Below are 14561 nucleotides of genomic sequence, written 5' to 3' on the forward strand. Positions count from 1 at the left end.
CTGGGTGACCGTTGAGCCCTCGGGCATCCGGATCGAGGTACATGAGAAGGAGTCCGTGGCCGCGGCGGCTTGGCGACAGGGAATCACTTGGCCAACCAAGTGCTGGGGCCAGGCTGAATGCATGTCCTGCTTCACCAAGATCGTGGGCGACGAGCTGGCTGCTGAGCCGATGACTCAGGAGGAGTCCGATGCGATGAGACTCCGGATGGCCAAGCGGGTGCGGAGTCCTCCCGTGCGTCTGGCCTGCCGGCTGCACGTCGAGAAGGACGGCCTCGTCCTCGAGAAACGGGGCGTCCGGACCGCGACAGGGACTGACAACAACATGACCCGTGCCCGCCAACCGACGCCGGAGTCAGAAGGAACATGGGGAGCTAGCCCAGAAGGAGTCTTGAATGACAGTCATATCGACGACTGCCGTGAGTCAGGACGTCGCCCGGCGGATGTACACGACGATGACGCTCGCCGCCGCCTGCGATGAACGCCTGCGCCGGGGCATCTTGCGGGGGGAGTTCGCCGCCACCATCTGGCCGTCGCGGGGTCAGGAGGCAATTCCCGCTGGCATGGGGGCCGCCCTTCGCACCGACGACCGGCTGGTCACGACCTACCGCGGGCTGCACGACCTGATCGGCAAGGGCGTGCCGCTGACCCAGGTGATTGGTGAGGTGCTCGGCCATAGCGTCGGCGCATCTCGTGGCAAGGGCGGGACGATGCACATCACCGCACCCGAGCAGGGGGTCATGCTCTGCACCGGCATCGTCGGTGCGGGCGTCCCGGTCGCCGTCGGGCTGGCCTTGGCGGCCGTGCAGCAGGGGAGTGACCGAGTCGCGGCCGTCTGCTTCGGCGACGGCGCGACGAACACCGGGTCGTTCCACGAGGGTATGAACCTCGCGTCGACCTGGCAGCTGCCGGTCATCTTCGTCTGCCAGAACAACCTCTTCGCGGAGATGACGCCGATCGGCGACACGATGCACATCGACCAGGTCGCCGACCGGGCGCTCGCGTACGCGATGCCGGGCTTGCGGATCGACGGCAACGACCCGGAGGCGGTGTACCAGGCGGTCACCGTGGCCGCCGAACGGAGCCGCGGCGGCGGTGGTCCGACGCTACTGGAATGCGTCACCTTCCGCTTCAAAGGCCACTATACCGGGGACCAGATGTCATACATGCCACCGGACGAACTCGCCGCCGCTGAGGCGGTCGATCCCATCCCGCGCTACCGGCAGAAGCTCCTCGACAACGGCGTGTCGTCAGAGGACGAACTCGCCGCCATAGACGAGCAGGCGACGCAGCAAGTCGATACGGCGCTCCAGGAGGTTCTGGCCGCATCCGTACCCGGGCTCGACGAGCTCGAGAAGGACTTCTTCGTCGACATGAAAGGCATTCCGGCATGACCACTATCGCTGACACAAAGACCCTGACGGTCGTCGGCGCGATCAACGAAGCGCTCGACGAGGCGTTGGCCGCCGATCCACGCGTTTTCCTCTTGGGCGAGGACCTGGCCGACCCGGGCGGCGGCGTGTCGGGCGCGACCAGCGGGTTGTCGACCAAGCACGGCAAGAGTCGGGTCCTGGACACTCCGATCTCCGAGGCGGCAATCGCGGGTGCAGCGATCGGTGCGGCTCTCGAAGGTCAGATTCCCGTCGCCGAGATCATGATCATGGACTTCATCGCGATCGCAATGGACCAGATCGTCAACATCGCGGCGAAGGCGCGCTTCATGTCGGCAAACCGGACGTCGTGCCCGCTCACGGTGCGAACCGCGACGTTCGGCGGACTGGGGTCGGGGGCCACGCACTCGCAGTCCCTCGAGAGCTGGTTCATGCATGTTCCCGGCCTGAAGGTGATCGTGCCGAGCACGCCGGCGGACGTTAAAGGCCTGCTGAAGGCGGCCATCTTCGATCCCGATCCGTCCATCTTCGTCGAGACGATCGCCTGTTATGGCATTCGCGGTGAAGTTCCGGCCGGCGACCACGTCGTCGAGATCGGCACCGCCGACATCAAGCGCAGCGGCAGCGACGTCACCCTCATCACCTACGGCCGCGGCGTATTCGACTCGCTGCAGGCCGCCGAGCAACTCGCCGCCGAGGGCATCGACGCCGAGGTGCTCGACCTGCGCACGCTGGTCCCGCTCGACACGGAGGCTGTCCTGGAATCGGTGGGCCGCACGGGCCGGGCGGTTATGGTGCACTACGCGGTTGAGTTTGCCGGACCGGGCGCGGAGATCGCCACACGCATCAACTCGGAGCTCTTCGGACAACTCAAGGCGCCGGTCCAGCGTGTCGCGTCTCGGTACCGGCCGATCCCCGCGGCCGTGGGTCTCGAGGCCGCTGTGTACCCGAGCGTCGACCGCATCACGGCAGCAGCCCGTGCTTCCGTGGAGTACGTCAAGTGACCGACATCGTTCCGGTTCGGATGCCCAAGCTCACCATGGCGGCGATCGAGGGCACCTTCATAGAGTGGCTGGTCGCGGACGGCGAGCACGTCAACGAGGAGCAGCCGCTCTACCTCGTCGGGACCGACAAGGTCGAGACGGAGGTACTCTCACCGGCCACCGGCGTGCTCCGGCATGGAGACGCCGAGCCTGAGGCTGTCTACCCGGTCGGGGCGCAACTCGCCGTGATCGACGTCGAATGCAGCTAACGGGGCTTCGCCCCAGCCCGACGAGCGTGTGTCTGCGGTCCGGTATGCGGGTTGCTTCCACCGCCCCGCTGGCGTCAGTCATCGAGGGCTTCGTGACCGCGGTCCGCCGGTTCGCCGCCAACCACGACATCCCGATCGTCGACTTCGCCAAGGGACACCGCAGCAGCGTCCTATAGGAGGTGGAAAGTGAGCCGATACAGACTCGTTGTTCTCAGCGAGCCGACGGCCGGGAAAGAGGATGAATACAACGAGTGGTACGACCAACAGCACTTGGGTGACCTTGTGGCCATCGACGGCATCGAGTCGGCCCAGCGGTTCCGCAGGGTGGATGGACTCCCGCCGGAAGCCGCCCAGGTGGCCCCGCAACGATACCTTGCCCTGTATGAGATCGAGACCGATAATATCGAGGATGTTCTTGGCGATTTGATGAAGCGTGCCGGCACTACGGCCATGCCCATCAGCGAGGCCCTCGATCTCGCTAATGCAACGCCCTGGGTCTTCGAGGAGATCGGCGAGCCACGGAAGTCGGAGCCGCCGGTTAGCTGACTACCAGCTGGGCTGATAGTGGAGGTAGGATAGGGAGCTGGCGCCGTCACCCAGGGTGATAGTTTCCAGCTCCTTCTCTCGGTCAGGAGGGCTTTACCAGGCAGCGTCACGGTTCGCCCATCGACCATCCGATAGCGCCGGTCTGGGTGCAGGGTACACGTGAATGTGCTTGCGCCCCTGGGTACCTTCGTACTTAAAGCACCGAACGGACTCGCGGCACTCTGCCCGAAATATGCTACGGCGTCACCGTCCGCCGATCAGGCCCGCCATTTGCCGTCGCGGTCGCCGCCACCGCGACAGCACACGGGGTCATCCCGCTCCGACTCCCGAGCGGTGGCGCCGGTCGGAATTTTCCAGCATCGGGCCATCCCTGTCTCCATCCTTTTCGGCCAAATTCTTGCTTTCCGTGGCCATGGCCCGCAACGTGCTCGGCGAGGACGACGACGAGACCAGATCACGCTTGCGACAATGGCGATTCGCGGTATAGATTCACAATTCACGGTCCGTGTATAGGCGGGCCTGCCCCCGGCTCGCCGGTAGAACTCGCGAGACTCGCCCTGCTGCTGTCCGTCGTGATCTCGGTGGCGTCGGCCATCGCCTCCGCGATCCCATCGGTCGCTCCGGGCCGTCGTGCGAGGACCTCGTCGGTGCGAGGACGTCGTAGGGCCGGCTCGTACCACCGGGATCAGCCCGGTCTACGCGCGGATCCGCCACGCACCGCAGCCTTCGTCGTTTGCTCCACCCCTCCTCCATCGCCAACGTAGTTGAGAGGTGCATCATGCCGACCAAGAGGGGCTTCCCCCTGGCCGCCGTGGCCTGCTGTCTGTTCCTTGTCCTGGCGGCCTGTGGCGGTGGCGCTTCGCCCGCCGGTAGTTCGGCAGCCGCTGACGGCGAGCCGGTGCCGGGCGGTACTGCGCGTGTGTTGACATTAAGCGACGCACGCAGTCTCGATCCCGCGATGCTCTTCAACGCGTACGCGAGTACCGCAGTGCTGGGCAATGCGCTCTACGGGACGTTGCTGACCGACGATCCGGCGTCCGGAGAAGTCCGGTACCGGATGGCCGAGTCCTTCACGACCTCGGACAACGGCACGACGTTCGAGTTGAAGCTGCGCCCGGGGCTGGTGTTCTCCGACGGCACCCCGTTGGACGCAGCAGCCGTCAAGTACAACTGGGACCGGCTCAAGACGGTCCCCGGGGCGTCCGCCGCGGACGCGTCGCTGGTTGGATCGACCGAGGTGATCGACCCGCGGACGCTTCGGATCACGCTGACCACGCCGATCCCGAAGTTCGCCCAGATCGTCGTCATCTCCTCGATGAACTGGATCGCGTCGCCTGCTGCGCTGGCGGCGGGCCAGCAGGCGTTCGACGCGCACCCGATCGGCGCGGGCCCGTTCACATTGGAGCGCTGGACCAGGCAGGACGCCATCGAGCTGGTCAAGAATCCGCGGTACTGGGACGCACCCAAGCCCTATCTCGACCGCCTGACCCTGCGCGTGGCACTCGACGGCGGCCAGCGGCTCAACACGGTGGTCAGCGGTGGCGCCGACGTCGCTATCGAGTCGCACTGGTGGAACGTCTCGCGCGCGGCAGAGGCGGGGCTGCGGACCAACGTCATGCAGCTGAGTGGAGGGGTGTACGTCGCGCTGAACCAGCGCCGGGCACCGTTCAATGACGTCCGAGCTCGTCAGGCGCTCGCGTACGCGAGCGACCTGCAGGCACTGAACCTGGCGGCCTACAACGGCGCCGGACAGGTCGCGGACACGTTGTTCAGCAAGCAATCGACGTTCTACACGGACACCCCACTGACGACGCCGAACCGCGACACGGCGCAGCGGCTGTTCGACGAGCTGGCCGCCGCGGGCAAGCCGGTGTCGTTCACGCTAACCGTCTCCCCCACGGCCGACAGCAAGGCGTTGGCGGAGGGCATCCAGGCGCAGCTCAGCGCGTTCCGAAACGTGTCTGTCCAGATCGACGTCGTCGACCACGCACGGTCGGCTGCCCTGCGCACCAGCCACGACTTCGACGCGATCTTCTCGGGGGTCTTCTTCGTCGACCCCGAGCCACGGCTGTGGAATGCCTTCAACGGGCAGTCGGACGCGAACATCTCGGGCGTCAACGACGAGGCCCTGAACACCGACCTCCAGGCCGCCCGGACGGCGACCGGCGAGGCCGAACGCAAGGCGCTCTACGCCGCCGTGCAGCAGCGGCTGGCCGAGCTGGTTCCGGTGATCTTTCTCGTGCGGGCTGCGCCCAGCGCCTTGGCCGGGAAGAACGTCGGTGGTCTCGTGCAGTACGGCAACGGCTCGTTGTTGCCCGAAGAACTGTGGATCCGACGGTAACCGAGAATCTGTGCGGCAGCGCACCCACAAGGCAGGACGCGATCCAAATGACTAATTGGGACTGCACAACAGACTTCCTCGTGGTCGGCAGCGGAGCAGGACCTTCCTGTGGGGTTCCAGAACTCGGCCACCGGCGTTGACCTGGCCTTTTACAGGGTGTTTGATCCCTCATCGGGGACTACCGGCCGGTTCATTTTCCGTCGACGATCACACATAGCACGTAATCGCCGAGATCCATGTGCAATTTTAGACGATCTGACCGGTAAAACGCTTATGGCGGTGCGGTGTTCGCACAGAAGGATCCTGTCTCATCCCGCCATCGGACGGTCTACCACTTTTACCGGTGACGCAGAGAAGTCCGGGTAGCCATGGCCGATCCGCGGAAAGCCACCACCATGACCGAGCAGCGACGCTACCCCAGCGACCTATCCGACGCCCGGTGGAGGCTGGTCGAACCCGTGCTCACCGCCTGGCGCGCCGAACGCCACCAGAAAGGCCTGAACATCGGCCGCACCCCGACACACGATCTGCGCAGCATCCTGAACGCCACCCTGTACGTCGACCGCACCGGTATCCCCTGGCGCTACCTGCCCCACGACTAGCCGCCCTGGGAAACCGTCTACGGCTACTTCGCCCACTGGCACAACGATGGCATCCTCGACCAGCTCGTCACCCTGACCCGCCGCCACGTCCGCACCGCCGCAGGCCACAACCCCGAACCCACCGCCTGCGTGGTCGACTCCCAGAGCGTCAAGACCGCCCCCACCGTTCCCGCCACCACCCAGGGCATCGACCCCGGCAAAAAGATCATCGGACGAAAACGGACCATCATCGTCGACACCCTCGGACTGCTCCTCACCGTCCTGGTCACCACCGCCGGCACCTCCGACAGCCGTGCCGGCCTCCACCTGCTGACCACTCTCGCCGCCACCCATCCCGGAATCCGTAAAGCCTGGGCCGACAGCGCCTACCGCACCACGGTCATCGAACACGCCGCCGGGCTGGGTATCGATGTCGAAACCGTCCGCCGTGACCCCGCCGCCAAAGGGTTCATTCCTCTTCCGCACAGGTGGATCGTGGAACGAACCTTCGGCTGGCTCATGTCCTACCGACGTCTCGCCCGTGACCACGAAACCCACCCCACCCGCTCCGAAGCCATGATCCACCTTGCGATGATCGACCTCACGGCCCGCCGCGCCACCGGCGAATCAACCCCAACCTGGCGAGGAACCTAAACCCGAACCAAACAGAACCCACAGGATCAAACACCCTGTCAGAGGGCGTTCAGGTAGCCCTGATGAGGATAAGTCGTTTTTGGGTCCGGAGCTTTTTGATGTGTTCTGCGTCGTAGAAGCATGTTCGTGTACCCCGAGACGATGATCGGGGTGTCCGTTCAACCGGTAGATGCTCCTCGGATTCCGTCTGGTGTGGCGATGAGATGGAAGCTCCCGACTGGTCGAACGGACACGTCCGGTCACACGGTTTGAGGTATGAGCGTCTGTCGTGAACCAGCGCAAGCCGTACCCCGGCGACCTGTCGGACGCCCGGTGGGCGCTGATCGCCCCGATCCTGCACACCTGGCGCCAGGCCCGGCTCGACCGCCGGCCCACCGGCCAGCCAGCCCAGGTCGAGCTGCGTGAGATCTTCAACGCGATCCTGTATGTCAACCGGACAGGGATCGCCTGGAAATATCTGCCCCACGACTTCCCGCCGCACGGCACCGTCTACTTCTACTTCGCCGCCTGGCGGGACGAGGGAATCTTCGCCCAGCTCAACTACGACCTGACCGGCCTGGCCCGAGCCAAGGCCGGCCGCACCCCCGAACCGACCGCGTGCATCCTCGACACCCAGAGCGTCAAGACCTCCACCAACGTACCCCTGACCAGCCAGGGCACGGACGCCAGCAAGAAGATCGTCGGCCGGAAGCGGGGCATCGTCGCCGACACCCTCGGCCTGATCCTCGCCGTGACCGTCACCGCCGCGCATCTGTCGGACAACACCATCGGAATACGCCTGCTCGACCAGGCCGAGAACACCTCCCAGGCGATATCCAAGACCTGGGTCGACACCGGCTTCAAAAACACCGCCATCGAACACGGGGCCACCCTCGGCATCGACGTCGAAGTCGTTCCCAGAAAAACCGGGACCCCCGGCTTCCACGTCGTGAAACGACGCTGGGTCGTCGAACGCAGCCTGGGCTGGCTCATGCTGCGCCGCCGCCTGGCCCGCGACTACGAGAACCTCCCCACCAGCTCCGAAGCGATGATCCACGTTGCCGCGATCGACAACCTCGTCAGGCGCATAACAGACGAGACCACCCCAACCTGGCGAGGCACCTACTAAAATATAAGCCGCAATCGGGGCAGATTAAACGCCCTCTTATTCGCCGCCCTGCATCAGCAACAGCCAGTTGCGGTAACCGAGCACCTTGTCCGCCGCGTCCACGGCCGCGGCCGAGTCCTCGAGATCCATGATGGTGCTGACCGCGGTCTCGATCACGAGATCCTTGACCCCCGCCAGGTCGGCGGACCCGATTGGGCTGGCTCGGTCGATCTGGATCTCGACGTGCAGGCCGTGATGGCGTCCAAGGGCAGCTGATTGTCGAGGAACGCCCGGCCGCGGGCAACAAGCTCGGCCCCGCGCCTCGGGTTGTATCCGGTGCCACGCTCGCGACCGTCGGCCTCGTCGATGACATCCGTACCGTACTAGCGCGTCGTATAGAGAACCCCAGCGTGCGTTCGCAGGGCAGACAGCGAACCGTGTGTTCAGCAGCGGCACGACGAGCTGCGCTCCTGTCTGTCTCGACACTCCGAATCGACATCAGCAGTGCCAACCTCGAACACCTCCGGGCTCGGGCGCGAGGTAGCCGATCTCGGTCGGAAACTCTTGATATGCGGCGTCGGTTCACGGTCCAGGGAGTCGACGGTGGTACTTATCGATTGCGGTCTGTAGCTCGACCCGACGGGCAAGCAGCTCTTGGTGCCGCAGTGCGAAATCGTGGATCAGTGCCTCGGCCCGCGACCAGAAGGCTGCTGGATTGACGCCAGAGCCAGGTATTGCTTCCTCGACGGCAAACTCACACAAGACCCTGGCGACTTTGAGCTGACCAACCTGAACTCGATTCGGCACTCCCGTTGTCTACTCTCTGAACAGCCTTCGAAGGCCGTTTTCAACGAAAAGATAGCCGCTCTACCCTGGCCTGCGATCAATGACCGTCGACCCGCCCCCCCACGACGTCGACCGCCGCTCACCGAAGTCTCGGGGCAGCTTCATTTCGCCGGAATGGACGGCTCGTCCACGGATACCGTAACAGTCAGATTTGTGCCGCTCCAGGCGAAGCTCAGATCCGCCTGCCACTTGAACATATCGCCCCGATACCACGTATGAATGAACTCCACCGGCCTCAGCTCGCTCCGCACGACGCGCTCGGAGAACAGAACGGGCTGGCCGATTTCGATCGATAGGTTGGTCGCGACCAGCGAGTCGGCGATCTCAGCCGACATCGACTGCGTTGCTCCCGTGATCGGCATACCGCGCTTCATCTCGAAATGGGCACGTTCAAAGGGGACGATCTCTTCGGGCTCGAGGAGCTCGACAACTGCCGGAGACAGGTAGACGACCGTGTAGGCGAACGGCTCCCCGCGCAAGTCGCGACGATAGACCAGAGCCGTACCCGAAGATGATTGCATCCCGAGCGCCTCACGAACGTTCACAGGGAACGGCACATCGTGTTCAACGCTGAATTCGCGAAACGACATGTCGTCCGTGCCTATAATGAGCTCGGTAAACGAGCCGACAAAGGCGTGCGGCCTGTGGACCGCGGCGTCTTCACGTACGAATGTGCCACGCCCCTGACGTCGCTCCACGAGTCCTCGCTCGACGAGTACCCCAACGGCCTGCCGAATGGTCGCTTTGCTCACCGCGAACTCAGCAACGAGCTCGTCTTCGCTCTCGAGAGCGGCTCCCGGCGCGTACACACCGCGCTGGATACGTCGGTAGAGAACCCCGTATATCCGCTGATACAGCGGTGCTGAGAGTGGACTATGAGGCATGTACTCAACCCCACCCGGCGGTCTGTGCGGTGTTGGACATCGCGTGATCCCAGTGATGCGGTCCACTCGAGTTGTTAGTCAACTCGCACTTCCCTTCCGACCACACCGACGCCCCCGATGGAAGTAGCCGACGGAGCGGCGTAAGTGGGCGATGCGGCTGGTGCAGCAAGCCCTTGAGCAGGATCCAGGTCATTCGCTGAACGTCGCGGCGAGGAGCAGATCGGCCACAGCCTGTACGAGGTGCGCAGACGCCGCTCTGGTCCGCGAGGCCGGCTTCGACGGGCAAGCGGTCACGCCAGCAGATCAAACGGCTCATGCGCTGAGTCGGCAGCCAGGCACCCGGCGCGGGCGGCCCGCCTCCCCGTGACCAGGCCCGCCCGGCTCGTCCCGGCCGTCGCCGAAGTGTTCTCGGATCGACGCGGCCAGCCGCAGCAGCCCGTCGACGTCGACCCGGTCGGTGCGACCGAGGTTCATCAGCACCTGCGGCTTCACCGTGCATCCACCTGCCGGTTGTTGCGCCAACGCCGCGTACCGCACCACCGCCCCGTCGGCGTTCCACCGCTGCGTGAACCGCAAGTACATGCCCACACCGAACACATCAGACCAGGCATAGCAAACAAAATCAGTCAAGTGATGATACCACACTTTCGGCTCCACGCGACTGAAATTCGAGATCGGCAGGCCCATGACCTGCGGTTTCATCTCAGCGATCTTCGCCATGTGCCCACGAACTGTGGAACCCGGGGCGGAGGATGAAGGTGGTCGACGCCCGCCCGGTCGGCGTGACGTGGTTGTTGGACGCGCTGTGGCGCGAGCTCGGGGTCGCTGCCGCGATCGAGAAGGCGGTGGCGGACCGCGGGTTCACGGCGGCGGTGGAACGGGTGCTGTTCGCGCTCGTGGCGAACCGGGCGATCGAGCCGATGTCGAAGCTGTCCGCAGCCGAGTGGGCCTGCGAGGACGTCGTCATACCCGGGCTTTCGGGTATGGACGACGACCAGGCGTACCGGGCGCTGGACAGTCATGACGGCGCAACGACGGCCGGACCGCGTGCTGACTGGCGCGCACGAGGAGTTCTGTGCCATTGCGCGGCTCTCGGCCGGGAGCTGGTTACCCGGGGGGTCGAAGATCGCGACCTCGACGTCGGGCAGGATGCGCCCGACCACTGACTGTCTGCTTCAGAGAATGGCGCCGCTGCTCTTGAGCTGCCCGATCTCTTCCCAGGACAGACCCAACTCGAGGAGGGTGGACTCGGTGTGTTCGCCGTGTTCCGGGCCCCGAGTCGGCTTTCCCGGCTGCCCGTCGAACTGTACCGGGCTGGTGACCAAGGGGATTTCGACGCCGTCGAAGTCGACCGTCTGCAGATAGCCGTTGGCGATCACCTGCGTGTCATCGGCCGCTTCGTGAGGGCTGACCACGGGCACCCACTCACCGTCGAAATCGGCGAGGATCTGGCACCATTCGTCGAAATTCCGATCGCCGAAGACGCCGTCGAGCCATTCGATGCACTCGAGGCGGTTCTCCCGACGGGCCTCCAGGTCGATGAACCGTGGATCCGCGGCTATCTCCGGCTGGCCGATCGCCCGACACAGGTCAGGCCAGTAGCGATCGGGCGAAAGCATCTGCAGCGCGACGAATCGATTGTCCTTGGTCCGGTACGAGAGCATCAGCGGGTTCGGGAACTGGTACCGATCCGGCGCGCCGTGATGGGCTAGGCCGGAGATGCGCGCGTTCATCACGTTGACCTGGAGCTGCCACATCCCGGACGCGAGCAACGATACGTCGATGACCGATGGCTGACCCGAAGTGGCCCGCCGGTACAGCGCCGTGCTGATCGCCCCCGCGATGGTGAGACCACCCACCACGTCGCCGAAGGCCGGCTTGCCCATCGTCGGCCATTCGGCCTCCGGCGGCGTGAAGGTGTACTGCATGCCGGTGCGCGCCCAGTACGCGCCGGAGTCGTACCCACCCCGGCCGGCATCCGGCCCCTTGGCGCCGAAGGCCGTGCCACGGACGTAGATGATCGAAGGATTGTCGCGTCGTATGTCCTCGACCTCAATCTTCAGGCGAGTGAGGGCTCCCGCTCGCAGATTGGTGACGAACACATCGGAGGCCGCCGCGAGCCGCGAGAGCAGTGCCCGACCCTCCGGATGTTTGACGTCCAGGGCAACCGAGCGTTTGCCGCGGTTCGCGGAATGGAAGTAAGGGTCGATGCCCCCATGGAGCTTGTGCAGACCAGCTGTCACTAGACCACGGTAGGGATCGCCAGTCTTCGGATGCTCGATCTTGATGACATCGGCCCCCCATTCCGACAACACCGCGCCCGCCGCCGGGACAAATACATGGGAAGCGACTTCAAGTACCTTCACGCCACTGAGCGGCAGCGATCCTGTCTCGTTAGGTTCCACAACCCGTCCCATTCTCGCGGCGATAGGTGTAACCATGTACGATCGGAGCAATTGTGAGCGAGCCATCAGCTCGTCCGCATCGAACCCATCATCGACTGAGTGATCTTGCCGAGCCCGTATTGTTTGCCGGGCACGTAGGAGACGTCGTGACCGGCGCTGCGGGCGCGAAGGGCTGCGACAGTCGCATGCTCCTTCGGGATGTACTTGAATGGGTCGAAGTTGAATATCCGCATGGCGTTCAGGTGCGTGATCTTGTTGACGATCTCGTCGTTGTTGACCCGCTGGAGGTACGGCCACGCCTCTTCCGGCGTGTACGGCCAGGTGCTGTCCGGGTGCGGGTAGTCGCACTCCCACGTGACGTTCTCGACATTCATCAGGTGGAGATTCTCCACGCCGTGAGCGTCGTCGATGAAGCATGTCACGATCCGGCGGTTGAACCGCTGGCTCGGGGTCTCGCCATAGAACGGGTGCTCCTCGATGTCGGCCACGTGGTGCTTGTAGGTGAAGTCGGCGCGCTCGAGGAAGTACGGGACCCACCCGATGCCGCCCTCGGACAGAGCGAAGGTCAGGTTCGGGAACTTGTTCATCATCGGCGACCAGATCAGGTCGGCGGCCGTCGGGTAGATGTTGATGCCCGAACACGTCACCCGGGTCAGCATCGGTGCGTCCGGCGAGGTCTGAATCATGGCGGCGCCGGATCCGATATGCATGCAGACGACGATCTGGTTCTCTTCGCAGGTCTCCCAGAATGGGTCCCAGTACGAGTCATGCAGCGAGGGGAACCCGAGCCCGAACGGGTTCATGGAGAACGCGACGGCATGCACGCCCTTGGCGGCCACCCGGCGCATCTCGGCCGCCATGAGGTGGACGTCCCAGATTGGGCCGAGGGCACAGGGGATGAAGCGCTCGGGGTAGGAGCCGCACCACTCGTCGATGTGCCAGTCGTTGTATGCCCGCACCACGGCCAGGGCTAAATCGCTGTCCTTCTGCCCGACCTGGGCGAACAGCGCGCCGGAGAAGCGGGGGAACGACGGGAAGTTGAGCGATCCGAGGACACCGTTGGCGTCCATGTCCTTGACCCGCTCGTGGACGTCGTACGTCCCCGGGCGGATCTCAGCGAACGACTTAGGCTCCTCGTGGTACTGCTGGGCCTTGCCGCCCACGCCGCGGCCCGCGGTGGCGGCCAGCGCCAGCTGGCTCGCTTTAGCGCCGTCGAAGACCCAGTTGAAGCCAATCTTGCTGTCGCCGACCACCCGAGGAGCGCGGTCCGCGTACTTGGCTGGCAGTCGACCGTCGAACATGTTGGGCGGCTCGATGATGTGATCATCGGTACTCACCAGAATCAGGTCGTTCATGTTCACCGCGGTCACCTTCGCCTTCACTTTGCCGATTGATTGGTGGTATCGAACTATCGAAGTTCCTAGCTTGGGCACCATGGCAGTCAAGGTCTACGGGTGGAGACGACCTGCCCCCTGGCGACGGACCCACAGCTCGCGCCGGCCGCCTGGTGCCCGCCGCGCCGGTCCCCGGTCGACACAACGCCGCTAGGCGCCGCCGGGGCGCGGCGGGCAGGGTAAACGTTGCCGGTCCCAGCATCAGGAAGGTCTCAGAATCCCAGCGATCCGACCACCTCATGTGGCCCACGACCGCGTGGCAGCACCCCCACTCGTATGGTTATCCATATGACCGGTTGTCTGGCATTTTAGCGAGGTGTGATGCCAAGCACAATGCCCTCGTATGAACCAGATCGAGAGGTCGTCGGTCCGCGTGGCACCAGGGGCGGTGGCTCGGTCGGTCGGCCGACGTTGCCCGGCCAGTGCTCAACGACGATTCAGCAGCCGTCGCCAGATCGGCAGCCAAGCCCTTCGCGAAGTGTGGACGATCATGAAATTCCCACCCCGAGGGGCCGTGGTGCGCGACCCCGCACGCCACCGCGACCTGCCGTTCGACATCCGGGTGGTGGCCGGTGACGTCACGGATGCGGTGAGCGCCGAGCGTGCGGCGGCCGGACAGGACGCGGCCGTCAGCGCTGCGGCGGACCTGTCCGTGCCAGCACACGACTTCTTCACCGCGTCGTCTCGCGCGCTGGCCACCGGTCTGGCGAAGGCAGGGGCGCGCCACCTGGCGGTCGTCGGCCTCTCCTCGGTCCTGCCGGGGGCATCCGGCGCTGCGTTGATGGACGAGCCCGGCTACCCGAACGAGTACCGTTCCTTCTCCCTCGGCCACCTGGCGGGCCTCGACGAGCCGTCGGGCCAGCGAGCTCGACTGGGCGTACGTCGCAGCAGTGATCATCTGCCTGTTTCCCGATGTAGATCGCGACGTGGTGGATGTTGTCGCGGGTCCCGCAGTAGGACGAGGTCGCCAATCGCCAGCGGTTCTCCGGGTGGGACAACGGGTCCTGCCTCGTACTGGGTTTGGGTCGTGCGGGGTAGGTCGATGCCTGCGGCCAGGTAGGCGGCGCGGGTGAGGCCGGAGCAGTCGAAGCCACCCTCGGCCGGTCCGTCTCCGCCCCATAAATACGGGATACCAATCTGCCCTTGGATGTACACGACAGCGGCGTAGCCGGCGGGTCCTCCG

At 65.0% G+C, this 14561-nt stretch carries 15 protein-coding genes and 2 pseudogenes; 11 read left to right on the top strand and 6 right to left on the bottom strand.

What is annotated here, in order from left to right:
* The first annotated feature begins 4 nt into the window (after positions 1-4).
* The 9 genes and pseudogenes from E0504_RS54525 (at position 5) to E0504_RS36655 (ending at position 7870) form a co-directional block, all read left to right on the top strand.
* Positions 5-478, top strand: a complete 474-nt coding sequence (locus tag E0504_RS54525; RefSeq protein ID WP_373693975.1) for a 2Fe-2S iron-sulfur cluster-binding protein — start codon at positions 5-7, stop codon at positions 476-478.
* Positions 453-1391: a thiamine pyrophosphate-dependent dehydrogenase E1 component subunit alpha gene (locus E0504_RS36620; protein WP_243657784.1), complete on the top strand. Its 939-nt coding sequence runs from the start codon at positions 453-455 to the stop codon at positions 1389-1391. Before E0504_RS54525 ends, E0504_RS36620 begins: the two co-directional genes overlap by 26 nt.
* The gene (locus tag E0504_RS36625; protein WP_112108289.1) at positions 1388-2392 is read left to right on the top strand and encodes an alpha-ketoacid dehydrogenase subunit beta; all 1005 of its coding nucleotides are present in this window, start codon (positions 1388-1390) and stop codon (positions 2390-2392) included. The genes E0504_RS36620 and E0504_RS36625 overlap by 4 nt, the downstream gene beginning before the upstream one ends.
* Positions 2389-2640: a biotin/lipoyl-containing protein gene (locus tag E0504_RS36630; protein WP_112108288.1), complete on the top strand. Its 252-nt coding sequence runs from the start codon at positions 2389-2391 to the stop codon at positions 2638-2640. Before E0504_RS36625 ends, E0504_RS36630 begins: the two co-directional genes overlap by 4 nt.
* Before the next feature lie 44 nt (positions 2641-2684).
* A complete protein-coding gene (locus tag E0504_RS53650; protein WP_255565743.1) occupies positions 2685-2816 on the top strand; it encodes a hypothetical protein in 132 nt (43 codons plus the stop codon).
* A gap of 10 nt (positions 2817-2826) precedes the next feature.
* Positions 2827-3186 (top strand): hypothetical protein, encoded by a 360-nt coding sequence (locus E0504_RS36640; RefSeq protein WP_112108287.1) that lies wholly within the window; start codon positions 2827-2829, stop codon positions 3184-3186.
* 778 nt (positions 3187-3964) lie between these two features.
* Positions 3965-5527 carry an ABC transporter substrate-binding protein gene (locus tag E0504_RS36645; RefSeq protein ID WP_112108286.1) on the top strand — a complete coding sequence of 521 codons (1563 nt, stop codon included), beginning with the start codon at positions 3965-3967 and terminating at the stop codon, positions 5525-5527.
* Positions 5528-5922: 395 nt separating this feature from the next.
* Positions 5923-6762, top strand: a pseudogene (locus tag E0504_RS36650) (IS5 family transposase).
* A gap of 268 nt (positions 6763-7030) precedes the next feature.
* A complete protein-coding gene (locus E0504_RS36655) occupies positions 7031-7870 on the top strand; it encodes an IS5 family transposase (RefSeq protein ID WP_112108285.1) in 840 nt (279 codons plus the stop codon).
* Positions 7871-8431: 561 nt separating this feature from the next.
* Here the strand turns inward: E0504_RS36655 and E0504_RS52605 are convergent.
* From E0504_RS52605 to E0504_RS36670, 3 genes are all read right to left on the bottom strand, one after another.
* A complete protein-coding gene (locus E0504_RS52605; RefSeq protein ID WP_235014574.1) occupies positions 8432-8656 on the bottom strand; it encodes a hypothetical protein in 225 nt (74 codons plus the stop codon).
* Positions 8657-8796: 140 nt separating this feature from the next.
* The gene (locus E0504_RS36665; protein ID WP_112108284.1) at positions 8797-9579 is read right to left on the bottom strand and encodes a GntR family transcriptional regulator; all 783 of its coding nucleotides are present in this window, start codon (positions 9577-9579) and stop codon (positions 8797-8799) included.
* A 312-nt stretch (positions 9580-9891) separates the two neighbouring features.
* Positions 9892-10299, bottom strand: coding sequence for a hypothetical protein (locus E0504_RS36670; protein WP_131626757.1), 408 nt, complete (start codon positions 10297-10299; stop codon positions 9892-9894).
* A 32-nt stretch (positions 10300-10331) separates the two neighbouring features.
* Between E0504_RS36670 and E0504_RS36675 the strand changes: the two genes are divergently transcribed.
* Positions 10332-10745 (top strand): hypothetical protein, encoded by a 414-nt coding sequence (locus E0504_RS36675; RefSeq protein WP_112108282.1) that lies wholly within the window; start codon positions 10332-10334, stop codon positions 10743-10745.
* Positions 10746-10754: 9 nt separating this feature from the next.
* Here the strand turns inward: E0504_RS36675 and E0504_RS36680 are convergent, their stop codons facing one another.
* Both E0504_RS36680 and E0504_RS36685 read right to left on the bottom strand, forming a co-directional pair.
* Complete coding sequence (locus tag E0504_RS36680; RefSeq protein WP_243657785.1) at positions 10755-11984, bottom strand: CaiB/BaiF CoA-transferase family protein; 1230 nt, start codon at positions 11982-11984, stop codon at positions 10755-10757.
* 65 nt (positions 11985-12049) lie between these two features.
* Positions 12050-13339: an amidohydrolase family protein gene (locus E0504_RS36685; RefSeq protein WP_243657787.1), complete on the bottom strand. Its 1290-nt coding sequence runs from the start codon at positions 13337-13339 to the stop codon at positions 12050-12052.
* Between the two features lie 529 nt (positions 13340-13868).
* Here E0504_RS36685 and E0504_RS36690 point away from each other — a divergent pair.
* Entirely contained in the window at positions 13869-14438 is a 570-nt protein-coding gene (locus E0504_RS36690) for an NAD(P)H-binding protein (protein ID WP_243657788.1), read from the top strand.
* Here the strand turns inward: E0504_RS36690 and E0504_RS52610 are convergent.
* Positions 14384-14533, bottom strand: a pseudogene (locus tag E0504_RS52610) (C40 family peptidase); the annotation flags it as partial. The gene E0504_RS36690 and the pseudogene E0504_RS52610 overlap by 55 nt on opposite strands.
* Positions 14534-14561: the final 28 nt, after the last annotated feature.

Source organism: Parafrankia sp. BMG5.11 (genome assembly GCF_004337455.1).

Coding starts and splice junctions, on each gene's coding strand:
- E0504_RS36685 (WP_243657787.1), bottom strand. CDS start 13,339: ATGAACGACCTGATTCTGGTGAGTACCGATGATCACATCATCGAGCCG.
- E0504_RS36645 (WP_112108286.1), top strand. CDS start 3,965: ATGCCGACCAAGAGGGGCTTCCCCCTGGCCGCCGTGGCCTGCTGTCTG.
- E0504_RS36675 (WP_112108282.1), top strand. CDS start 10,332: ATGAAGGTGGTCGACGCCCGCCCGGTCGGCGTGACGTGGTTGTTGGAC.
- E0504_RS36665 (WP_112108284.1), bottom strand. CDS start 9,579: ATGCCTCATAGTCCACTCTCAGCACCGCTGTATCAGCGGATATACGGG.
- E0504_RS36625 (WP_112108289.1), top strand. CDS start 1,388: ATGACCACTATCGCTGACACAAAGACCCTGACGGTCGTCGGCGCGATC.
- E0504_RS36670 (WP_131626757.1), bottom strand. CDS start 10,299: ATGGCGAAGATCGCTGAGATGAAACCGCAGGTCATGGGCCTGCCGATC.
- E0504_RS36690 (WP_243657788.1), top strand. CDS start 13,869: ATGAAATTCCCACCCCGAGGGGCCGTGGTGCGCGACCCCGCACGCCAC.
- E0504_RS36620 (WP_243657784.1), top strand. CDS start 453: ATGACGCTCGCCGCCGCCTGCGATGAACGCCTGCGCCGGGGCATCTTG.
- E0504_RS53650 (WP_255565743.1), top strand. CDS start 2,685: ATGCGGGTTGCTTCCACCGCCCCGCTGGCGTCAGTCATCGAGGGCTTC.